Genomic DNA, 25,233 nt, shown 5'->3' on the forward strand with positions numbered 1-25,233 from the left:
CGCCACTGCTTCGATGCTGGTCCGGGGGACGACCGCCGTCCCGGGACCGCCGCCGGGCGGAGCCACCCCGGGACCTCGCCGCCGAGGACCGGAGCACGGATGAGGCTTGTCGTCGATCTCAACAGGTGCCAGGGATACGCGCAGTGCGCCTTCCTCGCGCCCGCGGTGTTCTTCCTGCACGGCGAGGAGGCGCTGGTCTACGACCCGCACGCCGACGAGGAGCAGCGCGAGAAGGTCGCGCGCGCCGTGGCGGCCTGCCCGGTCCGGGCGATCACCGTCGACGGGCCGGACCTCGCCGGCCGGTCCGCCACGACCGCCCCTGCGCCGGGGAGTCCCCATGCCGGCCGATGAGTACCACGCGTGGCTCAGGCGCGAGGGCCGGATCGTCATCGTGGGAGCGTCGCTGGCCGGACTGCGGGCGGCGGAGACCCTGCGCGCCGAGGGCTTCACAGGCTCGCTCACCCTCGTCGGGGACGAGCCGTACGAGCCGTACGACCGGCCGCCGTTCTCCAAGGCGGTGCTGCTCGGCAAGGCGTCCCCGGACCGCACGGAGCTGCCGCGACGCCGGGAGCTCGACGCCACCTGGCGGCTCGGCGTCGCGGCCACGGGTCTGGACATGACCGCCAGACGGGTGCGGCTGGCCGACGGGGACACCGTCCCGTACGACCGGCTGCTCATCGCGACCGGCGTACGCGCCCGGCCCTGGCCGAACGAGGCGGAGGCGGCGCTGGACGGGGTCTTCGCGCTCCGGACGCGCGACGACGCCGTGGGGCTGCACCGGCGGCTGGCGGCGTCCCCGCGCCGGGTGCTGGTCATCGGCGCCGGGTTCACCGGATCGGAGATCGCCTCCGCCTGCCGGGAGCGGGGCATCGAGGTCACCGTCGCCGAGCGCGCCGGCGCTCCCCTGGTGGGCGCGCTCGGCGGGGTGATCGGCGCGGTCGCGGCGGACCTCCAGCGCGAGAACGGCGTGGACCTGCGCACCGGCGTCACGGTCACCGCACTGGAGGGCGACGCGGCGGGCCGGGTGCGGGCCGCCCGGCTCTCCGACGGCGACGTCGTCGAGGCGGACGTCGTGGTCGTCTCCCTCGGCGCGATCCGCAACACCGACTGGCTGGCCGGTTCCGGGCTCGGCGCGGGCCCGCGCGGCATCGCCTGCGACGCGGGCTGCCGGGCCTTCGACTTCCGCGGCATCGTCACCGACGACGTCTACGCGGCCGGTGACGTCGCGCGCTCCCCGAACGCGCTGTTCAACTACCAGTTCCTGGCCCTGGAGCACTGGGGCAACGCCGTGGCGCAGGCCGAGACGGCCGCGCACAACATGATCAGCGCGAGCGCGGACCGCCGCCCCCACATGGACGTTCCCGCCTTCTGGTCCTCCCAGTTCGGCGTGAACGTCAAGTCGGTCGGAGTGCCCTCCCTCGGCGACCAGGTCATGATCACCCAGGGTTCGCTCGCCGAACGGCGCTTCACCGCGGTGTACGGCCACGAGGGCCGCGTCATCGCGGCCGTCAGCTTCGACCACGCCCGGTGGCTGGAGTTCTACCAGCGGCTCATCGAGACGGGCGCGCCGTTCCCGGTGGACTTCCCGACGGTGGACCGCCGGCCGGAAGGAGCCACCCCCGTCCCGGCCGACTTCCCCGACCCGTCGCTGCCCACGCACGGCCCGACCGTCACCCTCAGCGGCTACTCGCCGTCCGACCGGCAGCTGGTCTTCACCCCCGCCCACTCCTGACCCGTCCGGGACCGCAAACGGCCGGTCGCCACCGCGCCCGGCCGGCGGCCCATCCCCCACCCAGCCCACGCGCGACCGGCCCGACCACGCTCCGGGCCGCCGCCCACGGACTTCCGCCCCGAGGACACCCCCATGTCGCGAGCCTCGCTCCTGAGCCGGATCACCGACTACGCCCACCGCGCCGACCCCTACCCGCTCTACGAGGAGCTGCGCAGGACCCCCGTCCTGCACGAGGAGGAGGGCGGCCCCTACGTCATCGGTTCGTACTGGGACATCCTCCACCTGCTCCACGACCCCCGGCTCAGCTCGGACGCCGCCAACCTCACCGCCGGCGCCGCCGCGGGCGAGCCGGGTGGCGCGGAGGAGTCGAACCTGCCGCCGAGCTTCATCCGGCTCGACCCGCCGGAGCACGACCGCCTGCGGCGGCTGGCCAACCGCTCCTTCGGCCCCCCGCACAGCCCGCATCGGATCGACTCGCTGCGCGGCGAACTGGCCGACATCGTCTCCGGGCTGCTCGACGGCCTCGGGAACGCCGAGCGGATCGACCTGGTGGACCAGTTCGCGTACCCGTTCCCCGTGACCGTGATCTGCCGGCTGCTCGGGGTGCCCCGCGAGGACGAGCCGCGCTTCCGGTCCTGGGTCGACCCCATCGTGGCCGCCCTCGACCCCGACCCGGACGGCGACGAGACGGAGCGGCGCCGGGTCGCCGCGGACGCACGGATCCAGCTCGGCACGTACCTGGCGGGGCTGGTCGAGGAGCGCGGCCGCGAGCCCCGGGACGACATGCTGTCCCAGCTGGTGGCGGGTGACGGCGACGACCGCATGACGACGATGGAGGTGCTCACGACGAGCGTCCTGCTGCTCATCGCGGGCCACGAGACGACCGTCAACCTCATCACCAACGGCATGCTCACCCTGCTGCGGCACCCGGAGGTCCTCGACCGGCTGCGGCACGATCCCGGACTGGCCGTCAACATCGTCGAGGAGCTGCTGCGTTACGAGCCGCCCGTGCATCTGGTGCCGCAGCGCACCTGCGTCGCGGACATCGAGGTGCGCGGGGTCACGATCCCCAAGGGGTCGCGGATCTGGCTCGTGCTGGCCTCGGGCAACAGGGACCCGGAGCGCTTCCCGGACCCCGACCGCTTCGACCCCGACCGCGAGGACGTGGAGCACCTCGGCCTCGGCAGCGGCATCCACAGTTGCTTCGGGGCGCCGTTGGCCCGGCTGGAGGCCCAGATCGCACTGTCCGAGCTGGCCCGCCGCCTGGAGAACCCCCGCCTGCTGGAGGACCCGCCGCCGTACCGGCACAACGCGGTGCTGCGCGGCCCGCGCCACCTGCACATCGCGGTCGACGGCGTGCGCCCCTGAACCGGGCTCCCGGAACGGGTGAGTGCCGCGCGTCCGCCCACGGCCCCGCCCCCGGACGCGGGCCCCGTGGCCCGCCGCGGGGAGGTCCCGCCGACTTCGGGACTCCCCACCGGTACGCGGGCCTCCCCCAAGTAGGCTTCGCCCAGCACGGACACGGCACGGGGGGCGGAGCACATGACGGCCGAGACGGAACACAGGTGGGGGTCGACCCTCGACTCCGTCGTGGTGTACGCGCGGGGCGCGGTCTGCCGCCGCCTGGCACGAGGCGGAGTGGGGCCTGACGGCCGGGTACGGGTGACGGGCCTGCCCCGTTCGCTCGACCCGGGATCGCTGCGGGCCCGCGTGCTCGGCGCCGCCGGGGTACGCGTCACCGAGGCCCGGGTGGAGGTCGAGGCCGAACCGCTCGGCACCGAGGCACCCGACGCGTTGCGGCGCGAGGTCGAGCGGCTGCGCGCCGCGTACGAGGCGGCCGCGGGACGCCGGGACCGCCTGCTGCGCCGGATCGAGGAGGTCGCCGCACTGCGCCCGGCCCCTCCGGCCCGCAAGCGGGAGGATCCGCACCGCCGGACGCCGGTGGAGGCGTGGCTCGGACTCGCCGAGTTCGTCGACGGGCGGCTGACGGGTCTTCACGAGCGCCTCGCCGAGGGGGAGGAGGCGCTGCGCCGCGCGGAGCACGCGTTCGAGGTGGCCGCGGACCGTCTCGCCCGCGCCTCCACGGCGGCCCCGGCCGCCCACGTCGAGACCACGGTCTCGGCTCTCCTGACCCTCGTCGGCGCCGGCGACGCGGAGGTGGCGCTGGAGCTGGAGTACGGGGTTCCGGGCGCTGTCTGGGTGCCGGGCTACCGGCTCACCCACCGTCAGGGCGACGACAGCGGGCGGCTGGTGCTGCGTGCCTCGGTCGCCCAGCGCACCGGCGAGGACTGGACCGGCGTGCGCATCGCCCTGGCCACCGCCGACCTGGGGCGGGGCACCGGCCTGCCGAAGCTCCGCTCGGTCCGGGTCGGACGCCGCCAGTCCGCCCCGGCCCCGTCCGGCTGGCGCGAGCCGCCCGCCGGCCTCGCCGACCTGTTCACGGCGTACGACGCCGCCGGGCCCCGCCCCGCCCCGGTCACGGTGGGCGCCCCCGCCGCAGTGGGCGCGGCAGGCGGGTCGGCCCCGCTGCCCAGGGCCGCGGCGCCCGTGCCCGTCGCACCACCGCCTCCCCCGCCGGCGACGCTGGGCTACGGCGCCCCTCCCCCGGCCCCGGGCAGTGCCCCCGAGGCCTTCGGCGGGCCCGTGTCCGCCCTCCCGCAGCCGTCCGGAGCGCGGCCGGGCGGCCGGCCGCGTGCCGGCGGCGCCGCGCCCATGGCTCCCGCGGCCCCGGCGCCTCCCGGCGGCATGCCGGCACCGCCCCCCGCCCCGCCGGCCGGTCCCCCGCGGCCCAAGGACACCGAACTGGACTACGCGGGCCTCGTCCTGTCCGGCCCCGAGGAGCAGGGCGGTCGCCGCGGCCGGCTGTTCCCGGGCGCTCCCCTCGACCTGGTGGCCGAGGAGTACCGCCGCCGCGCGGAGTCGGTGGCCACGCTGCCGCTGCCCGGCCACTGCGTGCGGCCCCGCGAGTCCGCGGGGTCCTTCGACCACCGCTTCGACGCCGCCGCCCGTGCCGACATCCCGTCGGACGGCGTCTGGCACACCGTCACCGTCGGCGAGATCCCGGTCGGTCTGCGCACCGAGTACCTCTGCGTGCCGTCCGTGGAGGAGACCGTGTACGCGACCCTGGTCCTCTCCAACGCCACCGACCAGGCGCTGCTGGCCGGTCCGGTGGAGGTCACCGTCGACGGCGACTTCCTGCTGACGGCCGCCCTGCCCACACTGGCACCCGGCTCGGTCCGCCGGGTCGGGCTCGGTCCGGCCGAGGGCGTCCGGGTCACCCGCCGCACCGACCTGCGGGAGTCGACCTCGGGCCTGCGCAACAACACCACCGTGCTCGACCACGGCATCCGGGTGGAGCTCGCCAACCGGCTCGCCTCGCCGGTCACCGTCGAGGTCCGCGAACGGGTGCCCGTCACCTCGGAACCGGAGGTCCGCATCGAGGAGCGGGCCGACTGGACGACACCCGAGGACGGCGCGGGACCCGACCGCCACGCCCCGGGCACCCGCCTCTGGCGCGTGGACCTGCCGGCCGGCGGCACCACCGCCCTCGACGGCGGCTACGAGATCCGCATCCCGGCCGCCAAGGCCCTGGTCGACGGCAACCGCAGGAGCTGACACACCCGATGTCCACCACCACGAAGCCGATCGCGCTCCCCGTCACCGCCGTCACCTGCCTGGAGGACCGCGCCCACGTCGAGCGCGCCACCGTCCTCGACCTGGAGGCCGGGGTGCAGCGGCTGCGCCTCGGGCCGGTCAGCGCGCTGGCCGTCGACCGCACCCTGCACGCCGAGCTGACCGCCGATCACCCGGCGACCGTGCTCGACGTGCGGATCGTCCGCGACTGGACACCGCGCGCACCACTGCCGTCCGGCGAGGACGACTCGGCCCTGCGCGGGCGCGTGCGCGCCCTCGAACAGGAGGCGCTCACCCTGGAGCGGGAGGCCGACCGGCTGCGCACCCGGCTCGACCTCCTCGGCCGGCTCGCCGCCGACCTGCTGCGGGAGATCGCCGAAGGCGCCGGCTCCGGGGAGACCGACGGTCCGCGCTGGACCGGCGAACTGGACCGGGTGGACGAGGAACGCGACACGTACGGGGAGCGCCTGCGGACCGTGGAGGCCCGGCGGGCGGCCGTCGCCGCCGAACTCCGCGAGGCCGAACGGGTCCTGGACTTCTCGGAGGAGGAGCCGGCCGACCTGGTGGGCCACGTCGAGCTGACGGTGGAGTCCGCCGTCGCCGGTCCCGTCGGCCTGCGCCTCGGCCACCTCACCTCGTGCGCGCTGTGGCGTCCCGCCTACCGGGCCGTGCTGGACGGGGACTCCGTGACGCTGGAGACGGACGCGATGGTCTGGCAGCGCACCGGCGAGGACTGGTCCGGCGTGCCGCTGACGCTGTCGACGGCCCGCTCGGCGCTCGCCTCCGAGCCGCCGCGGCTGGGTGAGGACCGGCTGACGCTCAAGGACCGCTCGGCCGCGGAACGCCGCACGGTCGACGTCGAGGTGCGCGAGGAGGAGATCGGGACGCTGGGACCGGCTCCGGTGCTCGGCCTGCCGGGCGTCGACGACGGCGGTGAGGCCCGGGTGCTGCGGTCCCCCGCGCCGGTCTCGGTGCGGAGCGACGGCCGCGCCCACCGCGTGCCGCTGTCGTCGTTCACGACGAGCGCGCGCCGCGAGTACGGCTGCTCGCCGGAGCTGTCCCCGCTGGTGACCCAGGTGGCCCGGTTCGACAACCGTGCCGGCCACGCGCTGCTCGCCGGGCCCGTGGACCTCGTGCGCGGCAGCGGGTCCGTCGGCCGCGGCACCCTGGAGTTCACCGCGCCCGGCGCCGCCGTCGAACTGGCCTTCGGCAGCTGCGACGACCACCGGGTGGTGCGGCACACCGAGGAGTCCCGTGACTCCACCGGATTCACCCAGCGGACCGTGGTCACGCGCACCGTCAGGCTGCATCTGTCGCGGTTCTCCGCCCCCGGGGAGCAGGGCGACCGGGTGGTGGCCCTGCGGGAGCGGATCCCGGTCTCCGAGGTCTCCGCGGTGGAGGTCCGGCTGCGGCAGGAGGCGTGTTCCCCGGTGCCCGACACGGTCGACGCCGAGGGCATCGTCCGCTGGGACGTCGCCCTGCCGCCCGGCGGCCGGCGGACGGTCACGCTGGTGTACGAGCTGTCGGCGAGCGCGAAGGTCACCGGCCTGTAGGCGGCGTCCTGTCGGCCGGGCGGTCGTCGCAGGTCAGCGGCGTTGTCAGACCCCCGTCGTAGCGTCGTGGACAAGGGTCGGGCGACTGCCGGCCACCGACGCACGGGAGCGGGCCATGGGTGAGATCAGTGTGGACCAGCGGCATCTCGACCACCTCCTCGCGGACAGCGCGAGCGCGTACGGCGCGCCGTACCAGAAGGCGTTCGCCGAGCTGGCCGTCTCGCACCGGGGCCGTCCGGTCGCCGAGATCCTGCCCTTGCTGCGCCGGGCCGCCGACGCCGCGCTGCTCGGCTTCACCGGCGCGGACCTGCGCGAGCAGGCCGAGGCGATCAGCAGCGGCCGGCCGTACGTCCTGCGGGTCCGGGTCACCGGCGACCGCCCGCCTGCCCACGGCGGGCCGCGGCGGGCGTGAGGCCGACAGGCGTGCGGCGGCCGCCGCACGTTCAGGCGGCGGACGCGTCGCCGCCGTCGGTGCCGCGGGGGCCGGAGCGCAGCGCCAGGGCGCACCAGACGGCGGCCGCCGCCAGCGCGGCCGCGCCGAGGGCGGCCAGCACGGGGGCCTCCGGCCGCCAGCCGAGGGAGAGGCGGGTGCCCAGAAGCGTGAGGACACACCCGATCCGCCCCGGGGCGTAGACCGGCACGCGCGCGGCGGTGGCCCGCAGGACGGCCGCCGTCAGGAAGCCGATCACGGTCCAGGCTGCCAGGTACGGCCAGAGCGGCCCCGGAGCGGCGGACGGCAGTCCGTAGTCCTCGGGGCCGACGCGGAACAGGCCGGTGACCCGGCCCAGGCCCACCCCGAGGACGGCGATGCCCGCCGCCCACAGCGCGTGGCGCCACAACGGGCCCGGGCGCACGGTCTCTTCGTCCTCGTCGGTCGTGGCGGCGTCGAAAAACTCGATCATGCCCTTCAGGACGCGCCGTACGGCATCGGCGTTGCCCGCGCGTCCACGCTCGTGCGACCGCCGCGGAGTTCGGCGGCCCGGACGGGGGATCCGGGTCCGGGTGACGGCGCCCGTTCCCAGGTCTCGGCCTACGTCCGCTGTTCGGTGGCTCCCGGGGCGGCCTCGCGGGCGCCGGCGCTGACCAGCCCGGTCTCGTAGGCGGTGATGACGGCCTGGACGCGGTCGCGGAGTCCGAGCTTGGCGAGGATGCGGGCGACGTGCGTCTTGACGGTCGCCTCGGCCAGGTGGAGGCGGGTGGCGAGTTCGGCGTTGCTCAGTCCCCGCGCCAGCAGGCCCAGCACCTCCAGTTCGCGCGGGGTGAGCGAGGCGAGGTCGCGGTGCAGGGCGGCGGTGTCGCCGCCGTGCCGGGTGAAGCGCTGCACGAGGCGGCGGGTGATGGCGGGCGCGAGGAGGGCGTCGCCGGCGAGGACCGTGCGGACGGCGGCGGTCAGGTGCTCGGGGGTGACGTCCTTGAGGAGGAAGCCGCTGGCTCCGGCGGACAGGGCCGCGTAGACGTACCGGTCGAGGTCGAACGTGGTCAGGATGATGACGCGGGGGTTGTCCGGGGCGCCGGTGAGGATGCGGCGGGTGGCCTCCAGGCCGTCCATCTCGGGCATCCGGACGTCCATGAGGACCACGTCGGGACGGGTGCGGCGGACCGCTTCGACCGCTTCGGCCCCGTTGGTCGCCTCGGCGACGACGTCGATGCCGTCGGCGCCGAGGATCAACCGGAATCCGGTGCGGACGAGCGTCTGGTCGTCGGCGAGGAGCACCCGCAGCGGCTCGGTCACGGTGCCTCCAAGGGGATCAGGGCCTCCACACGGTAGCCGCCGGTGAGCCGGCGGCCGGTGGTCAGGGTTCCGTCGTGGACGGCGAGGCGCTCGCGCAGGCCGATCAGGCCCCGGCCGCTTCCGGCGCCCGCGCCCGGGGTACCGCCGGTGTCGGTGACCTCCACCCGGAGCCGTTCCGGGCCGTACTCGACGGTGACGGCGGCGGTGGCGCCGGACGCGTGCTTCACGGTGTTGGTGAGTGCTTCCTGAACCACGCGGTAGGCGGCGAGTTCGAGGCCGGGCGGGAGGGGCCGGGCGGGGCCGGTCACCGTCAGGTCGACGGGCAGGCCGGTGTCCCGGACCCGGCCGACCAGCGTCTCCAGCTGGTCCAGGCCGGGTTGCGGAGCCGGCGCCGCCGCCGGGTCGGCGGGGTCGGCACCAGGGTCCGCGGCCTCGTCCTCGTCGGTCGTGGTGAGCAGTCCCATGACGTGGCGGAGTTCGGTCATGGCGGCCCGGCCGCCCGCCTCGACGGCGAGCAGCGCCTCGCCGGCCAGCTCGGGGGACTTCTTCATGATCGTGCGGGCGGCGCCCGCCTGGATGATCATCACACTGACGTTGTGCGTGACGACGTCGTGCAGTTCGCGGGCGATCCTGGCCCGTTCGTGCTCCACGGCCCGGCGCAGCGCGTCGGCCTGCTCGCGTTCCAGGGCGGAGAGCCGGGTGCGGCCCTCGTCGGTCCGGAGTTTCCAGGTGCGCAGGCCGACGGCGGCCACGGCCATCGGCACCAGGATCAGCAGCGCGATGTACTCGTCGGGGACGATCGGTGTCACCGAGTTCCCCGAGGTGCCGACCAGGACGACCGACACCGGCAGGGCCGCCAGCGTCGCCACCCGGTACGGGCTGTACACGGCGGCGCTGTAGACGGCGATGACGAACGCGTAGAAGGTCAGCCGCATGACGCTCTGCGGTGTCGCCAGTGTCGCGGCCGTCACGACGCACAGCACGGCGAGCGGGTGGCGGCGGCGCAGCGCCAGGGCGCCCGAGGCGACGGCCGCGAGGGTGACCATCAGGGCGAGGCCGCCGGGGCCGGTCGGGCGCGGCACCGCGCGCAGCACGCCGGGCGCGATCTCACGGACCACCACGTTGTCGACGTTGTCGACGCCGTAGTAGACGGTGGCGATTCCGAGCACCAGCGCCACCAGCACGTCGAACTGCCGGGCGCGCCGGGTGGGACGCGGCGGCGGGCCGCTCGGCACCCCGGCGTCGCGGACCGTCCGGCGGGCGGCTTCCCGGAGCCGCGCCGGCATCGTACGTACGTTCCTCACCGGTCCATTGTCGCCGTCGCGCCGGCCCTGGGAGTCCCTCCCGGTGGTCATTCCCGCCGCGTCGTGTACATCGCCCGCCTACATCGCAGGGATGACGTCCCCGGCGCTCATCCGGACGCGGTAGTGGAAGGGGGCCGGGCGGCCGACGCGGGCGGGCCGGACCCGCTCCTAGCGTGCACGCATCCCGTCGCCGAGGCCCGAGGAGCCCTTCATGACCCTGCCGGTGATCGAACTGCGCGAGGTGAGCCGCCGATACGACGACGGCCCGCCCGCCCTGCACGAGGTGTCGCTGACCGTGCGGCCGGGCGAGGCCGTCGCGATCCTGGGCCCGTCCGGGAGCGGCAAGTCCACGCTGCTCAACCTGATCGCGGGCCTGGACCGGCCCGACTCGGGGACGGTCACCGTGGACGGGGTGCGGGTGGACCGGCTGGGCGAAGCCGGATCGGCGCTCTACCGGCGGTCGAGGATCGGCATGGTCTTCCAGTTCTTCAACCTGCTCGACGACCTGACCGTCACCGAGAACATCACGCTGCCCGCGCGTCTCACGGGTACGGCACGGGGCGAGGCGGACCGCCGGACGGCGGAACTCCTCGAACTCCTGGACATCGGCCGGCACGCCCGCGCCTACCCGGGGCGGCTGTCGGGCGGCGAGCGGCAGCGCGTCGCGGTGGCCCGGGCGTTGATGAACCGGCCGGCGCTGCTGCTGGCCGACGAGCCGACCGGGGCCCTGGACACGGCCGCCGGGCAGGACGTCAGCAGGCTGCTCTCCGAGCTCAACGCCGAGGGCCAGACCGTCGTCGTGGTGACCCACGACCTGGCGTTGGCCCGGTCCTGCACGAACCGCACGGTCCGGATCGCCGACGGCCGGATCACCGAGGACGTCCGGACGCGGGCCGTCGCGCCGGAGGCCGTCCGATGAGCGCGCTCGGCGGAGTGGTGCGCTCGGGGGTGGGGCGACGGCGGGTGCAGACGCTGGTGATCGGGCTCGCCGTGCTGATGGCGGTGGCCGCGTCCGTCCTCGGCGGATCGCTGGTCGTGGTCTCCGGTGCTCCGTTCGACGACGCCTTCGCGGAGCGGCACGGCGCGCACCTGTCCGTGCAGTTCGACGCGGGCACGGTGGGCGCCGGACAGTTGGCGCGGTCCGCGGACACCGAGGGGGTGAGCGCCGCGGCCGGGCCGTTCCGCACGACGACGGTCAGCCCGCGGTCGGACGGGGCGGGCCCGGGGTGGCCGATGACCGTGGTCGGCCGGGGCGGTCCCGGCCGGGACGTGGACGAAGTGGCCCTGCTCGACGGCCGGTGGCCCGCCCGGGCCGGCGAGATCGTGCTGTCCGCGGACTCCGCGCTGTTCCCGGCCCTGGGCATGGAGCTCGCCTTCTCCGGTCTGCCCGGCGATCCGACGCTGACGGTGGTCGGTGTGGCCCGCTCGGTCACGAGGACCGCCGACGCCTGGGTGGTTCCGTCCCAGATGCCGGCGCTGACCGCGCCCGGCGGCGGCGGGTACCAGATGCTCTACCGCTTCACCGACGCGGGCACCGACGCGCAGGTCGCCGCGGGCGGCAGGGCCGTGACGGAGTCCCTGCCGCCGGGAGCGGCCGTCGGCGAGCAGTCGTGGCTCACCGTCAGGAGCGCCGCCGAGCGCGACACCGCCCTCTACGTCCCGTTCCTCATCGCGTTCGGCGCCCTGGGCCTGGTCATGTCGGTGCTCGTCGTGGGCAACGTCGTCGCGTCGGCCGTCGGCACGGGAACGCGCCGTATCGGCATCCTCAAGGCCGTCGGCTTCACCCCGGCCCAGGTCGTGCGGGCCCACGTCGGTCAGGCGCTGGTCCCGGCCGCCGTCGGCACGGCCCTCGGCGTCCTCGCCGGCCACCTGCTCGCCGTCCCCGTACTGGCCGAGGCCGAGGAGGTCTACGGCACCTCGTTCCTGGCCGTCGCCCCCTGGGTCGATGTGGCGGTGGTCGCCGGCGTGCTCGGCCTGGTGACGGCGACCGCGTGGGCGAGTGCCTGGCGGGCCGGGCGGCTGCGTACGGTCGACGCGCTCGCCGTCGGGCGCACCGCTTCGGCAGGGCGCGGCCGGTGGGCCGCGCGGGCGGCCGGGCGGCTGCCGTTGCCGCGCCCGGTCTCGCTGGGCCTGGCCCGGCCGTTCGCCCGGCCGGCCCGCGCGCTGGCCATGGGCGCGGCGGTCCTGTTCGGCACCGTCGCCGTCACGTTCACCGTGGGGTTGAGCGCCTCGCTCGGCGAGGTGATGAAGGCCAAGGCCCACGACGCCGCCGACGTCACGGTGCCCGCGCCGCTGCCGGACCTCGGGCCTCAGGGCCCCGGTCCCGGGCGGGGCCCCGGCATGGCGAAGCGGCCCGAGGTCGATACCGCCGCGGTGACCGCGGCCATCGAGGCCGGCGCCGGCACCGGGCGGTACTACAGCGCCGCGACGGTACGGGCGACCGTGTCCGGGGTGACCGGCACCGTCGACGTGATCGCCTTCACCGGCGACGCCTCCTGGGGCGGCTACACGATGGTGTCGGGGCGCTGGATCGGCCGTCCCGGCGAGGCCGTGGTCCCGACCCCGTTCCTGACCACCACCGGCACACGCGTCGGCGACACGGTCACGCTGAACGGCCTGGCCGAGCCGGTCACGGTCCGCATCGTCGGCGAGGTCCTCGACCCCCGCAACGACGGCATGCAGGTCTTCACCGACGCCTCGACCCTCGCGGGCGCGGATCCCGACCTGGCGGAGACGAGCCATCACATCGCCGTCGCCTCGGGCACCGACGTCTCCGCCTACGTCGACGCGCTGAACGAGGACCTGGCACCGCTGGGGGTCACCGCCCGAGCCGGTGGGCTCGAGGCCGGCGGCGACATGGTCGCCACGCTCGACGCGCTGTCCGTGACCCTCACGCTGATGCTCGTCGCCGTCGCCGCGCTCGGCGTGCTCAACAGCGTGCTGCTGGACACCCGTGAGCGCGTCCGTGAGATCGGTGTGCACAAGGCACTCGGCATGACGCCCCGGCAGACGGTCACGATGGTCGTCACCTCGGTCGTCGTGACCGGCCTCGTCGCGGGCGCGCTGGGCGTGCCGCTCGGCGTGGCCCTGCACGGCCGGGTGGTCCCCGCGATGGGCGACAGCGTGGGGCTCCGCCTCCCCGGTTCCGTCATCGCCGTCCATCACGGTGCCGACGTGCTCCCGCTCGCGCTCGGCGGCCTGCTCATCGCCGTCCTGGGCGCGCTGCTGCCCGCCGGCTGGGCGGCCCGGACCCGTACCGCCACGGCTCTGCGCACCGAGTAGGAGCCGGGTCTCGGGGCCCACTCCCCGCCGCGCACCGGCGACGGCCGTGGGCGCCGCGGGGCGCCCTCCCGGCGGGCCGGGCGGCGTACACGGGGCGGCGACGGCGCATACGCGGCCCGGCGCGTGCCACCGATGGGGCGCGTGGGCGGCAGGATGTGCGGAGTGGCATACGCCGCGCCGTCTGACCTGCGGATCCGCGGGTAGACGGCCCCGGAGGACTCCCGCGACACCTGGAAGCGAACGATGACGACTCCCCGCCCCCGCCCGGTCCACCGCGCGGCCCGCCGTGCCCGCGGCGCGCGGTCGGCCGCGGCCCGTTCGGCTCGACGCTGGTGGCCGGCCCTGCGGGCCACCCCCGTGGCCCTGTGGCGCGACGACGTGGCCGACTGGGCGGCGGCCCTGACCTACTACGCGATCCTCGCCCTCGTTCCCGCGCTCCTCGTCGCGGTGACGCTGACCGGCCTGGTGAGTCCGGAGGGGACGGACCGGCTGATCGTGCTGGTGTCGTCCTGGGCGCCCGCCGAGTCCGGCGCCACCCTCCGGGACGCGCTGCGCGGACTGGCCGAGGAACGCTCGGCGGCCTGGGTGCTGATCGGCGCCGGCAGTGTCAGCTCGCTCTGGTCGGCTTCCAGCCATCTCGCCGTCTTCCGGCGCGCGCTGCACGCCATGCACCGGGTCGAGGACCGCCGCCCGGCGCTCCACACCGCGCCGCTGATCGTGCTCAACGCGCTGCTCCTGCTGGCCCTTCTGGTGGCCAGTGCCGGCGTCCTCGTCTTCACCCAGCCGGTCGCGACCACGGTCGAGGGCTGGCTGGGCATCGACATCGTGTCCGCGACGACGTGGACCCTGCTGCGCTGGCTCGGCCTGCTCACCCTGGTCACGCTGCTGGTCGTGGTGCTCTTCCGGACCGGTCCGGCCGCGGCGAAGGGCCGTTCCCACGCCGCGCCGGGCGCGGCGCTGGCGGTGCTCCTCTGGCTCGCCGGTTCGGCGGGATTCTCGTTGTACGCGACGGGATTCGGCACGTACAGCAGGGTCTACGGCTCGCTCGCCGGGGTGGTGGTGTTCCTCGTGTGGCTGTGGAGTTCCCATCTGTCGCTGCTGGCGGGCGCGCAGTTCACCGCCGAGCTGGCCCGGGCCTCCGCCCCGGTGCCGCCCTCCCCCGCCGACGGGACGCCGCGGTCGTCGGTGCCCGAGCCGGCCCGGTCGTGCGCCGCCGACGGCCGTACGGACGGTGTGGATCCGGCGCGTAGGTCCTGAGCCCCCTGAGGGGCGGCCGCACCTGCGGAGATCACCCCCCGCACGCCGATCGCGGCGGACAGGGCGGATCGGCACATCGTCCGGCCGCGTGCGGGGAGGGTTTACAGCATCCTTTCAACGATGTAAAAACCTGCGTGCAGTCGCTCCGCCGCGCTGTCGACCGGTCCGTGGGACCGGTCCCCGGCGTCGCTGCGCGCTGCCCTGCGCACCTCTCTCCGCCCCGCACGGCACCTCCTCGCTCCGCCCCGCTCCGACCGGCCCCCGCACCGCCCCGGCCGGCGCGGCCCCTCGCACGACCTCGCGCACGTTCCCCTCCAAGGAGCTCCGATGCGTACCTCCCCACCCCGGCGAACCGGCCGTACCCGGCAGGCGCTCACCGCGCTGCTCACCCTCTACGCCCTGGTGTGCGCCGGCCTGCTGGCGACCGGCGGCCCCGCGTCCGCCGGCCCCCGCGCTCTCGCGGCCGCCTGGAACCCCCAGCCCTCCCCCATGACCACCCCGTGGACCCAGCAGGTACCGGTGGACCAGCCGCTGCCGGAGTACCCCCGTCCGCAGCTCACCCGGCCCGACTGGGCCAACCTCAACGGCATCTGGGACTTCGCGGTCACCGGCGCGAACGCCGGCCAGCCGGCGTCCTTCCCGGAGCAGATCCGGGTGCCGTTCGCCGCCGAGTCGGCGCTCTCCGGCATCCACCGCAAGATCACTCAGAACGACAGGCTCTGGTACAAGCGGACCTTCACCGTCCCCGCCGGGTGGAACGGACGACGCGTCCAGCTCAACTTCGGTGCCAGCGACTGGCGCACGACGGTGTGGGTCAACGGACAGCAGGCCGGCGCGGTGCACAGCGGCGGCTTCGACGCCTTCCGGTACGACATCACGCCGCTGCTCAACGGCGGCGTCAACACCGTCGTCGTGTCGGTGTGGGACCCGACCGAGACCGGTGGCCAGGCCATCGGCAAGCAGCGCATCCGTGACGTCGCCCCGCACGACGGCGGGGGCATCTTCTACACCGCCGCCTCCGGCATCTGGCAGACGGTGTGGCTGGAGCCCACCTCCGCCGCACACGTCGAGCGGCTCGACATGGTGCCGGACCTGACGAACAACACGCTCCGCGTCACCGTCCGGGGCGCGGGCACCGACGGTCACACGGCACGCGTCACGGTCTCCTCCGGCGGGACCGTGGTGGGGTCCGCGACCGGGCCGGTCGGCAGCGCCTTCTCCGTCGCGGTCCCCGGCCCCCGCCTGTGGACGCCCGAGGACCCGTTCCTGTACGACGTGAAGGCGGAGATCCTGTCCGGCGGCACGGTCACCGACACCGTCGGCAGCTACACCGGCATGCGGTCGGTGTCGCTGGGCCGTGTGGGCGGCGTGATGCGGCCCCTGCTGAACGGCCGGTTCGTCTTCCAGACCGGCACCCTCGACCAGGGGTACTGGCCGGACGGCATCTTCACGGCGCCGACCGACGCCGCGCTCCGGTTCGACCTCCAGAAGCACAAGGATCTCGGCTTCAACATGGTGCGCAAGCACATCAAGGTGGAACCGCAGCGCTGGTTCTACTGGGCCGACCGGCTCGGTCTGCTGGTGTGGCAGGACATGCCGGCCATGGACCTGCGGACGCCCGACGCGGCCGCCCGGACCCAGTGGGAGGCCGAGTACGACCGGATCATCGACCAGCACCGCTCCTCACCGTCCGTCGTGATGTGGGTCGACGAGAACGAGGGCTGGGGCCAGTACGACCAGGCCCGGATCGCCGACAAGGTGAAGGCGTACGACCCGTCGCGCCTGGTCGACAACATGAGCGGCATCAACTGCTGCGGCTCGGTGGACGGCGGCAACGGCGACGTGATCGACCACCACGTCTACGTCGGTCCGGGCGTGACCCGGCCGTCCGCGACCAGGGCCGCCGTCCTCGGCGAGTTCGGCGGCCTCGGGCTGCGGGTGGCGGGGCACGAGTGGTTCCCCGGCGGCGGCTTCTCCTACGAGAACCAGCCGACCACCGCGCACCTGAACAACCGCTTCGCCGGACTCCTCGACGCCATCCGGGAGACCCAGATGCCGGCCGGCCTCTCGGCCTCCGTGTACACCGAGATCACGGACGTCGAGAACGAGGTGAACGGGCTGCTCACGTACGACCGTCAGGTCGTCAAGGTCGACGAGGCCCGGGTGCGCGGCGCCAACCTGGCGCTGATCCAGGCGTCGCGGAACCCCGCCGGGCCGGTCACGCTGCCCGTCGGCCAGTACCGGTCCCTGCGGGCGACCACGCCCGGCTACACCGACCGCTACATGCGCCACCGGAACGGCGCCGTCGTCACCGAGGTCGTCGACGCGGGCAGCAGCGCTCTGCTCAAGAACGACGCGACGTGGAAGGTCGTCTCCGGCCTGGCCGATTCCCGGTGCCACTCCTTCGAGTCGCGCAACTACCCGGGCCAGTACCTGCGGCACCGCGACTTCCGGGTCTACAAGGAGGCCGGGGACGGATCGGCGCTCTTCCGGGCCGACGCCACCTTCTGCCCCGTCCCCGGCGCCGGCGGGGTCCGGCTCTCGGCCTACAACTTCCCCGAGCAGTACCTGCGGCACTACGAGGCGCAGTTGTGGCTCGCCACCCCCGGCGGCGCACACACCTGGGACAACCCGGCCCTCTTCGCCGAGGACACCACCTGGGCCGTCGACGCGCCCTGGGCGCCCTGACACGATCGCACCCCGGCGCGGCCCCGCCCGCACGGCGGTCCACCGGCCGCGTCCGCCCCGGGGGTCCTGTCGATCACGCCGTGAGCCCGGCGGGATCGGCACGGCACCCCCCGGGGGCGGGCGCGGCCCCGTCGCGAGAAAGGGCGATGCGGACGGGCCGCGAGGTGTTTCAAGTGCCGGTGTGCGGTCAGCCGAAGAGGAGCGAACCCGTCCGCACACACCCCAGGAGGCACTGATGGAAGGCTGGCGCGCATCCGCCGCATGCCGGAACGTCGATCCCGACCTCTTCTTCCCGGTGGGCAACGGAGCGCCCGCCCTGATCCAGGCCGAGGAGGCGAAGGAGATCTGCCGCCGCTGCCCGGTGCGGGAGGCGTGTCTGGACTGGGCCATGGACGACTCCCGCCAGGTGACCGGGGTCTGGGGCGGCCTGCGGGAGGACGAACGGCGCGCGCTCAAGCGGCGGTTGCGACGCCGGGCGGTCGGCTCCGACCGGCCGGGCGGCGCGGCCGCGGGCGACCGTTCCCCCTGATTTTGGTTGCATGGTCTACCGCAGCGAACGTGTCTAGAGTGGTGCACAGGGGATGTCCCGGCTACACGATGGGAGCAGTAGCCATGGGCAGGCTCACCCACCATGCCTACGAGACGTACAAGACGGTCGCCGACGGTGCCCGCGCCGCGGAGCTCGCCGCGACCACCTCTCCTTTCCAGATCGAAGTGCGCTTCATCGGCGGACTGACGAGCAGCCAGAGGGACGTGTTCGCCGAGGCCGCGGACCGCTGGGCACGCGTGATCGTGGGAGACCTGGAGACCGCCGTCGTCCAGGACTTCACCGGGACGGTCGTGATCGACGACCTGCTGATCGACGCGGAGGGCGTGCCGATCGACGGTGTCGACAACGTCCCCAACATCCTCGGCCAGGCCGGCCCGACGCGGTTCCGTCGGAGTGACGCGGCCACCGGGGCGGGGCTCCCCGCCACGGGCCGCATGCGCTTCGACAGCGCCGACCTGGCACAGATGGAGGAGGAGGGCACGCTCCTCGACGTGATCACCCACGAGATGGGGCACGTGCTGGGCATCGGCACCGTCTGGGACACCTTCGGCGTCCTGAAGGACTTCCCCGGCCCCGACCCGACCTTCGTCGGCCCCGGCGCGATGGAGGAGTTCGGCAGGCTCCGGGACACCGGCCCCCTGCCGGTTCCGGTCGCCAACGTCGGCGGTGTCGGCAGCGCGGGCGGCCACTGGCGGGAGTCCGTCTTCGACAACGAGCTGATGTCACCGAACATCGACGGCGCGCACAACCCGCTGAGCAGACTGACGGTGGCGAGCCTGGGGGACCTCGGCTACCAGGTCGATCTCGACGCCGCTCAGGACTACGCGCTGCCGGACCTCTTCGAGATCGCCCGCTCGGGCCGCGTACCGCCGCCGACCCCGCAGTACGTCGTCCTCCCGACGATCCCGACCCGCGTCCCCGCCGACCGGGCCTGACGCGGAGCGCGGCGCCCCGGCCGGCGCACTCCCCGCCGCGGCCGCCACCCCGCCACCGCCACCTCTCCTGCCACTTCCGACGACGACCATCGACCGACGACCGAGGAGACACCCCTTTCCGGGGTGTCTCTTCGGTCGTGAGCGGCCCGGCCCGGGCGGACGGCGTGACGGCCTCCGAGCGGCTCGACCCGTTCTCGCGCCACGGCGTCTCCGTCCGGCACATCTCCTCAGCATGCGCCCCTATGGCATGACTTGACCGCAATCATCCGTTTCGCGCTCCTCCCGCGCCGCCGACCCGAGACGTACCGGCGGCGCGCATTCGCGCCAATATGACCGTCGGACAAGTGATTTAATCGCTCGCCGTCTAAGTTCAAGGGCGCGCCGGTTGATCCCAGGAGGTCGGATTTTGAAGTTCGGACGTACCCATGCCCGTCGCCGTGGGCTTCGCCGTTCGCACCTGCTGGTCGCCGCCGGCCTCGCCGCGGTCGGAGCCGGCCTGACCCCCTGGCTCGGAATCGCGGGGCAGGCGCCCGCCGCTTCCACGCCGAAGCCGACTCCCTTCCTCCAGCAGGCCGGGACGACGCCGCCGCACCACGGCGTCGCGCCCGCCAACGCCATGCGCCGCTCGGCTCCCGTCCTCGACCGGACCGGCTGGACCGTCACCGCGAGCGACCAGGAGACCGCCGGCCAGGACGGCCGCGCGGCCAACGTGCTGGACGGCGACGGGAACACCCTCTGGCACAGCAAGTGGAGCGGGACGGCCACCCCGTTCCCGCACAGCATCACCATCGACATGCACCGCACGGCGGTCGTGTCCGCGATCCTCTACCGTCCCCGGTCCGACAGCGCCAACGGTCGGATCGGCGAGTACAGCATCAGCCTCAGCACGGACGGCCAGAACTGGGGCACTCCGGTCGCCGGAGGCACCCTCGCCGACGACGGCGGCGCCAAGTCGCTCGGATTCGCCCCGCAGGGAACCCGGTTCGTCCGGCTGACGGCGCTGTCCGAGGCCGGCGGGCGCGGCCCCTGGACGGCCGCCGCGGAGCTCAACCTGCTGGGCGACCCCGGCACACCGGCCGCCACCGTCAACCTGTCCCGGTCCGGCTGGACCGCGACCGCGAGCGACGAGGAGACGGCCTCCGAGGACGGCCGCGCCGCCAACGTGCTGGACGGCGACGACGCCACCATCTGGCACAGCAGGTGGAGCGGCACCCCGGCTCCGCTGCCGCACAGCATCACCATCGACATGCACCGCACCCAGGCCGTCTCGGCCCTCACCTTCCAGCCGCGCCAAGGGAAGGCGAACGGGCGGCCGGGCGCGTTCTCCATCACCACCAGCACCGACGGCGCCAACTTCGGCACCCCGGTGGCCATGGGCACCTGGCGGGACGACGACACCGTCAAGACCGCCACCTTCACCCGGACCCGGAGCGCCCGCTACATACGTCTGACGGTGACCACCGAGGCCGGCGGGCGCGGCCCCTGGACCTCGGCCTCCGAGATAGGCCTGAGCGGACCCGCCACCGCCGGCGTCCACGGTTCCTGGGGCCGGATCACCGGCTTCCCGCTGGTGCCGGTCGCCACCGCGGTGCTCCCCGGGGACAAGCTGCTCGCCTGGTCCGCGTACGCGACCGACCGCTTCGGCGGGAGCAACGGCTACACCCAGACCGCGATCCTGGACCTGAAGACCAACAAGGTCACCCAGCGCCGCATCGACCACACCGGCCACGACATGTTCTGTCCCGGCATAGCGATGCTCGCCGACGGCCGGGTGCTGGTCACCGGCGGCAGCAACGCCGAGAAGGCCAGCATCTACGATCCGGTCCTGGACGACTGGATCACCACGACCGACATGAACATCCCCCGCGGCTACCAGTCGATGACGCTGCTCTCCACCGGCGAGGCGTTCGTTCTGGGCGGCTCGTGGAGCGGAGGCGCGGGCGACAAGGCGGGCGAGGTCTGGTCGCCGGAGACCCGCACCTGGCGCAAGCTCACCGGTGTACCGGCCTCCTCCGCGCAGACGGCCGACCCGGCGGGCCCCTACCGCTCCGACAACCACATGTGGCTGCACGCCACCTCCGGCGGCAAGGTGCTCCAGCTCGGCCCGAGCAAGCAGATGAACTGGATCACGACCACCGGCACCGGCAGCATCACCTCCGCCGGCACCCGGGCCGACAGCGGCGACGCGATGACGGGCAACGCCGTCGCGTACGACATCGGCAAGCTGCTCACGCTGGGCGGTTCCCCGGCGTACGAGAAGACCCCCGCCACCAGCCGCGCGTACACCGTGGACATCTCGGGCGGCCAGGTCCGGGCCGCGCGCACCGGCGACATGGCGCACGCCCGCGCCTTCAGCAACAGCGTCGTACTGCCCGACGGCAAGGTGGCCGTCTTCGGCGGCCAGGGGTACCCGGTGCCGTTCAGCGACGCCACCTCCGTCCTGGCCCCCGAACTGTGGGACCCGGCGACCGGATCCTTCACCCCGCTCTCCACGATGGCCGTGCCGCGCAACTACCACAGCGTCGCGAACCTCCTGCCGGACGGACGGATCTTCTCCGGCGGCGGAGGGCTGTGCGGCGACTGCGCGACCAACCACGCCGACGGCGCGGTGTTCACCCCGCCGTACCTGCTCAACTCCGACGGTTCCCCCAAGCCGCGTCCCGTCATCGCCGGCGGCGTCCCCTCCCGTGCCGCACCCGGCGCCTCGCTGACGGTGGACACCGAGGGTTCGGTCGCGTCGTTCGTCCTGATGCGGGCCGCCGCGGCGACGCACTCGACGGACAACGACCAGCGGCGGGTCCCGCTGGTGTCGACGGCCGCGGGCAGCGGCAAGCACACGGTGCGGATCCCGTCCGACACGGGCGTGGTCCTGCCGGGGAACTACATGCTCTTCGCGCTCGACGCGCAGGGGGTGCCGAGCATCGCCACGTTCCTGACGATCTCCTGACGCCCGCCCGACGTACGACGGTGCCCGGCCTGGTGGAGGCCGGGCACCGTCGTACGTGCGGGGTCAGACGTAGGTCACGGTGACCCGTTCGAAGCCCAGGGCGCGGAGCAGCCCCTGGAGCATGGACGTGGTGTTCTTCTCGGCCCGCAGCGGCAGGTCGCTCTCCTTGGCGGCGTCGCCGATGCGCTGGGCCGCGAGCACGTGCACGGCCCGCTCGTCGTTCGGGTTGTCGGAGAAGAGGTCGCCCAGCCGGTCCAGCAGTCCCCGCTGCTTGGAGACCGCGTACGACCTCTCGGGGTCGAGGGCGGGGTCGGCCAGGCGCGCGTGCGGCAGGCGCAGGGTGGCCGTGGTGCGCTCGGCGTCGACGGTCACGCTGTCCTGACCGATGCCGCCGAGGTCCACGTACGCGCCCACGGTGCCGCTCGCCACGTAGAGCGTGCGGGTGCCACGGATCGAGTCCGGCAGGAAACGGGCGTCCTTCTCCAGGTCGACAACGACCTGGAAGTTGCCCGCGGCTCCTTCGTAGCGGTGCATGTCCTGGATCGACTTGAGCAGCGCGGGGCCGGAGCGGTCCTTCGTGTCCACGCCGAACACGTCGCCGAGGCCGGGCAGCAGGCTGAACCGCCCGAGGAGGACCACCGCCAGGGCCAGCGCGAGGAGAGCGACGGCGACGGCGACGGCGGGACGGCGGCGGGCCGCCCGACCACGGGCCGAGGCCTTGCGCGGTGATGTGTCATCATCTTCTGCTCGCATGTACTCCGGGTGCCCGCCCCGTGAAGGTCCATGCCTCAACCAAGCCCCGTCGCAAGCGAGTTGATACGCGAGAGGCGGGGGAGGCCGCCGTGGCCTCCCCCGCCCCCGCGCCCCTCGCCGGGGCCGCGGTCCGCCCGTCAGGCCTGCGGCCCGCCGTAGTGCCCGCTCAGCATCCGCCGGTACTCCAGGTCCTCCAGGTGCCGCTCGCGCACGAACTCGGGAGCGCTGCGGATCTCCTCCTTCGTGCGGTTCAGGCGCACCACCCGCTCGTCGGGGTCGATCCGGGTCACGGTCCCGGCCGGCAGCAGAACCTCCTTGCCGAAGATCCACACGCCCGTGTCGACGACGATCCAGGCCGAGCCGAGCTCGTCGGAGTGCTTGTCGACCTTGCCGATGGAGCCGTCCAGTGCCTCGACCTTGTATCCGCTCAGCATCGCGCCGGCGGCGTGGCCGGAGGTGTCGCCGTAGGCCCACAGACTCTTGTCGGTCATCCGTTCGTTTCCTTCCACGTCATGGTGCGGTCGATTCGCCCGCCGCCTTCCCCTCGGCGGAGGAGGCGGCACGGACGTTCGCGTTCCCCCGCTCGGCGATCCCATGCCCGCGGAGCCGCGCCGTCGCCGGATGTTCGGGAAACGTACGGGGAGGGCGGCGGCCCGTCGGAGGGCGGAGACGTGCGGTTAGCATCGACGAGGCTTACCGCACCTGAGAGGCAGAGATGACGGAGTCCAGGGGCCTCGTGCTGATCGTCGAGGACGAGCGCCACATCTCCGATGTGCAGCGGCTCTATCTGGTCCGCGAGGGCTTCGGCGTCCACGTGGAGGCGGACGGGACGGCCGGGCTCGCGGCCGCGCGGCGGATGCGTCCGGTGGCGATCGTGCTGGACATCGGCCTGCCCGGCGTCGACGGCATCACCTTCTGCCGGGCACTGCGGGAGGCCGGCGACTGGACGCCCGTCCTCCTCGTCACCGCGCGGGACGAGGAGGCCGACCGGATCCTCGGCCTCGAACTGGGCGCGGACGACTACCTGACGAAGCCGTTCTCGCCACGCGAGCTGGTCGCCCGTGTCAAGACCGTGCTGCGCCGGGCCGCGGGGCCGCCGGGCGGGGCGGCGCCGCAGCGCGTCGGCCGCCTCAGCCTGGATCCGGCGGCCCGCACGGTCCACTGCGACGGCGAGCCGGTCGACCTCACCGCCACCGAGTTCAACCTGCTCGCGCATCTGCTCCGGCACCTGGGCCAGGTCCTCACCCGCGACCGGCTCCTGGCGGAGGTGTGGGGGTACGCGGGCTACCGCGACACCCGGATGGTCGACGTCTTCGTCTCGCAGCTGCGTGCCAAGCTCGGCGACGCCAGCCCCATCCGCACGGTCCGCGGGGTCGGGTACCGCGCGACGGCGCCCGGCGCGTGAAGGGGGCCGGCACCGGCGCCCGCCGGGGCTCGCTCGCCCGCCGGCTCGTGCTGCTCACCACCGTGGTGGCCGCGCTCGCGGTGACGCTGACCGGGCTGGTCGCCTGGCAGACGGCCGCGCGGGGCGCCGAGGAGCGGGAGCGCGACCGGCTGGCGCGTCAGGCGACCGTGCTCAGCCGGCTGCCCGTCCTGTCGGAGGCGCTGTTCCACGGCGCCCAGGTACTGGGGGGCCCGGACGGGGTGCAGCTGGCGGTCATCGCCCCCGACGGCACGGTGAGCGGCACCGCCACACCGGCCGTCGACACCGCGTCCAAGGCGTCCCTGCTGGCCGGCGAGCCGGTCGCCGGCCACGGGATCCTCGGCGGCCAGGACGTGCTGCTGGTGGGACGGCCGGGTGTCCGCGGCGGGGCGGTCGTGCTGACCGAGCCGTACGCGATCGTCACCGAGAACACGAACCGGGTCCGCCGCAACGTGATCGTGCCCCTGGTCGTCGGCATGCTCGGCGCCGGGCTGGCCGGGGCGCTGCTGGCGCGCCGGATCGGCCGGCCGCTCGTCCGGGCCGCGGGGATCGCGCACCGGCTCGCCGCCGGCGAACGCGGCGTGCCGGCGCCGGTCGACGGCCCCCGCGAGACCGCGGAGATCGGGCGGGCCCTGAACGTCCTGGACGAGGCGCTCGCGCACAGCGAGAACCGGCAGCGGGAGTTCCTCCTCTCCGTCTCCCACGACCTGCGCACCCCGCTGACCGCGTTGCAGGGGTACGCGGAGGCGCTCGCGGACGGGCTGATCGAGCCGGAGCGGGTGCCGGAGGTCGGTGCCGTCCTCGCGGACGAGACACGGCGGCTGGACCGCTTCCTGGCGGACCTGCTGGACCTGGCCCGGCTGGAGGCGGACGACTTCCGCCTCGACATGGCGCCGTCCGACCTGGGCGCGGTCGTCGGCGAGGCCGCCGTGTTCTGGGCCGGGCCCTGCGCCCGGCGGAACGTGGACCTGCGATGCGAGCGGCCGGAGCCGCCCGTCGTCGTCGAGACGGACGCCTTCCGGATCCGGCAGCTGATCGACGGGCTGGTGCAGAACGCGCTGCGGGTGACGCCCGAGGGGGCACCCGTGGTGCTCGCCGTCCGGGCGGCGGCGGACGGCGGGGCCCTGGTCCAGGTCCGCGACGGCGGTCCCGGACTCTCCGGGGACGACGTGCGCGTCGCCTTCGAGCCCGGCGTCCTGCACGCCCGCTACCGCGACACCCGGCCGGTCGGCAGCGGCTTGGGGCTGGCCGTCGCCCACCGCCTGACCGGCCGCCTCGGCGGCTCCCTCCGGGTCGAGGGGCACGGGCCGGAGGGCGGCGCCTGCTTCACCGTCACCCTGCCGCCGACGCCCGGCGCGTCCTGAGCGCCCGGCACGGAGCGGGCCGGCCCCGTGCGCCCCGCCCGTCACGCACCGGTGCGCCGACCGCCCCGACCGCCCCGACC

The 25,233-nt window shown here is 74.6% G+C and carries 20 protein-coding genes; 15 read left to right on the plus strand and 5 right to left on the minus strand.

What is annotated here, in order from left to right:
* Nucleotides 1–99 precede the first annotated feature (99 nt).
* The 6 genes from ACGFZF_RS33365 to ACGFZF_RS33390 all read left to right on the plus strand — a co-directional run bounded on the left by ACGFZF_RS33365 (nt 100) and on the right by ACGFZF_RS33390 (nt 7,330).
* Nucleotides 100–351, plus strand: coding sequence for a ferredoxin (locus ACGFZF_RS33365; RefSeq protein ID WP_393560390.1), 252 nt, complete (start codon nt 100–102; stop codon nt 349–351).
* A complete protein-coding gene (locus ACGFZF_RS33370) occupies nt 338–1,732 on the plus strand; it encodes an NAD(P)/FAD-dependent oxidoreductase (RefSeq protein ID WP_393560392.1) in 1,395 nt (464 codons plus the stop codon). The genes ACGFZF_RS33365 and ACGFZF_RS33370 overlap by 14 nt, the downstream gene beginning before the upstream one ends.
* Nucleotides 1,733–1,864: 132 nt before the next feature.
* Entirely contained in the window at nt 1,865–3,100 is a 1,236-nt protein-coding gene (locus tag ACGFZF_RS33375) for a cytochrome P450 (protein ID WP_393560394.1), read from the plus strand.
* 174 nt (nt 3,101–3,274) lie between these two features.
* Nucleotides 3,275–5,347, plus strand: a complete 2,073-nt coding sequence (locus tag ACGFZF_RS33380) for a DUF4139 domain-containing protein (protein ID WP_393560396.1) — start codon at nt 3,275–3,277, stop codon at nt 5,345–5,347.
* Between the two features lie 8 nt (nt 5,348–5,355).
* Complete coding sequence (locus ACGFZF_RS33385) at nt 5,356–6,918, plus strand: DUF4139 domain-containing protein (protein ID WP_393560398.1); 1,563 nt, start codon at nt 5,356–5,358, stop codon at nt 6,916–6,918.
* A gap of 115 nt (nt 6,919–7,033) precedes the next feature.
* Complete coding sequence (locus tag ACGFZF_RS33390; RefSeq protein WP_393560400.1) at nt 7,034–7,330, plus strand: hypothetical protein; 297 nt, start codon at nt 7,034–7,036, stop codon at nt 7,328–7,330.
* Between the two features lie 31 nt (nt 7,331–7,361).
* Here ACGFZF_RS33390 and ACGFZF_RS33395 read toward each other — a convergent pair whose 3' ends face one another.
* The 3 genes from ACGFZF_RS33395 to ACGFZF_RS33405 all read right to left on the minus strand — a co-directional run bounded on the left by ACGFZF_RS33395 (nt 7,362) and on the right by ACGFZF_RS33405 (nt 9,936).
* Nucleotides 7,362–7,820 (minus strand): hypothetical protein, encoded by a 459-nt coding sequence (locus ACGFZF_RS33395; RefSeq protein ID WP_393560402.1) that lies wholly within the window; start codon nt 7,818–7,820, stop codon nt 7,362–7,364.
* 128 nt (nt 7,821–7,948) lie between these two features.
* Entirely contained in the window at nt 7,949–8,650 is a 702-nt protein-coding gene (locus ACGFZF_RS33400; RefSeq protein WP_393560404.1) for a response regulator, read from the minus strand.
* Nucleotides 8,647–9,936 carry a sensor histidine kinase gene (locus ACGFZF_RS33405; RefSeq protein WP_393560528.1) on the minus strand — a complete coding sequence of 430 codons (1,290 nt, stop codon included), beginning with the start codon at nt 9,934–9,936 and terminating at the stop codon, nt 8,647–8,649. The genes ACGFZF_RS33400 and ACGFZF_RS33405 overlap by 4 nt, the downstream gene beginning before the upstream one ends.
* Nucleotides 9,937–10,165: 229 nt before the next feature.
* Here ACGFZF_RS33405 and ACGFZF_RS33410 point away from each other — a divergent pair, with 229 nt between their 5' ends.
* The 7 genes from ACGFZF_RS33410 to ACGFZF_RS33440 all read left to right on the plus strand — a co-directional run bounded on the left by ACGFZF_RS33410 (nt 10,166) and on the right by ACGFZF_RS33440 (nt 21,613).
* Nucleotides 10,166–10,873, plus strand: a complete 708-nt coding sequence (locus ACGFZF_RS33410) for an ABC transporter ATP-binding protein (RefSeq protein WP_393560406.1) — start codon at nt 10,166–10,168, stop codon at nt 10,871–10,873.
* Nucleotides 10,870–13,236: an ABC transporter permease gene (locus ACGFZF_RS33415; RefSeq protein ID WP_393560409.1), complete on the plus strand. Its 2,367-nt coding sequence runs from the start codon at nt 10,870–10,872 to the stop codon at nt 13,234–13,236. The genes ACGFZF_RS33410 and ACGFZF_RS33415 overlap by 4 nt, the downstream gene beginning before the upstream one ends.
* A gap of 243 nt (nt 13,237–13,479) precedes the next feature.
* Nucleotides 13,480–14,493, plus strand: a complete 1,014-nt coding sequence (locus ACGFZF_RS33420) for a YihY/virulence factor BrkB family protein (RefSeq protein ID WP_393560411.1) — start codon at nt 13,480–13,482, stop codon at nt 14,491–14,493.
* A 327-nt stretch (nt 14,494–14,820) separates the two neighbouring features.
* Entirely contained in the window at nt 14,821–17,181 is a 2,361-nt protein-coding gene (locus ACGFZF_RS33425; RefSeq protein WP_393560413.1) for an AbfB domain-containing protein, read from the plus strand.
* Between the two features lie 235 nt (nt 17,182–17,416).
* Nucleotides 17,417–17,710, plus strand: coding sequence for a WhiB family transcriptional regulator (locus ACGFZF_RS33430; protein WP_356602000.1), 294 nt, complete (start codon nt 17,417–17,419; stop codon nt 17,708–17,710).
* 83 nt (nt 17,711–17,793) lie between these two features.
* Nucleotides 17,794–18,666 carry a leishmanolysin-related zinc metalloendopeptidase gene (locus ACGFZF_RS33435; RefSeq protein WP_393560416.1) on the plus strand — a complete coding sequence of 291 codons (873 nt, stop codon included), beginning with the start codon at nt 17,794–17,796 and terminating at the stop codon, nt 18,664–18,666.
* Nucleotides 18,667–19,072: 406 nt separating this feature from the next.
* Nucleotides 19,073–21,613, plus strand: coding sequence for a discoidin domain-containing protein (locus tag ACGFZF_RS33440; RefSeq protein ID WP_393560418.1), 2,541 nt, complete (start codon nt 19,073–19,075; stop codon nt 21,611–21,613).
* Nucleotides 21,614–21,676: 63 nt separating this feature from the next.
* On the opposite strand, the gene ACGFZF_RS33445 is transcribed toward ACGFZF_RS33440, so the two are convergent.
* Both ACGFZF_RS33445 and ACGFZF_RS33450 read right to left on the minus strand, forming a co-directional pair.
* Complete coding sequence (locus tag ACGFZF_RS33445; protein ID WP_393560420.1) at nt 21,677–22,366, minus strand: DUF4230 domain-containing protein; 690 nt, start codon at nt 22,364–22,366, stop codon at nt 21,677–21,679.
* Nucleotides 22,367–22,503: 137 nt separating this feature from the next.
* Entirely contained in the window at nt 22,504–22,857 is a 354-nt protein-coding gene (locus tag ACGFZF_RS33450; RefSeq protein ID WP_147975893.1) for a PRC-barrel domain containing protein, read from the minus strand.
* Between the two features lie 224 nt (nt 22,858–23,081).
* On the opposite strand from ACGFZF_RS33450, the gene ACGFZF_RS33455 reads away from it, so the two are divergent.
* Together ACGFZF_RS33455 and ACGFZF_RS33460 are read left to right on the plus strand one after the other, a co-directional pair.
* Nucleotides 23,082–23,771 (plus strand): response regulator transcription factor, encoded by a 690-nt coding sequence (locus tag ACGFZF_RS33455; protein WP_393560423.1) that lies wholly within the window; start codon nt 23,082–23,084, stop codon nt 23,769–23,771.
* A complete protein-coding gene (locus ACGFZF_RS33460; protein WP_393560425.1) occupies nt 23,768–25,153 on the plus strand; it encodes an ATP-binding protein in 1,386 nt (461 codons plus the stop codon). The genes ACGFZF_RS33455 and ACGFZF_RS33460 overlap by 4 nt, the downstream gene beginning before the upstream one ends.
* Nucleotides 25,154–25,233 lie beyond the last annotated feature (80 nt).

It is taken from the genome of Streptomyces sp. NPDC048338, assembly GCF_043201055.1.
Classification (GTDB): Bacteria; Actinomycetota; Actinomycetes; order Streptomycetales; family Streptomycetaceae; genus Streptomyces.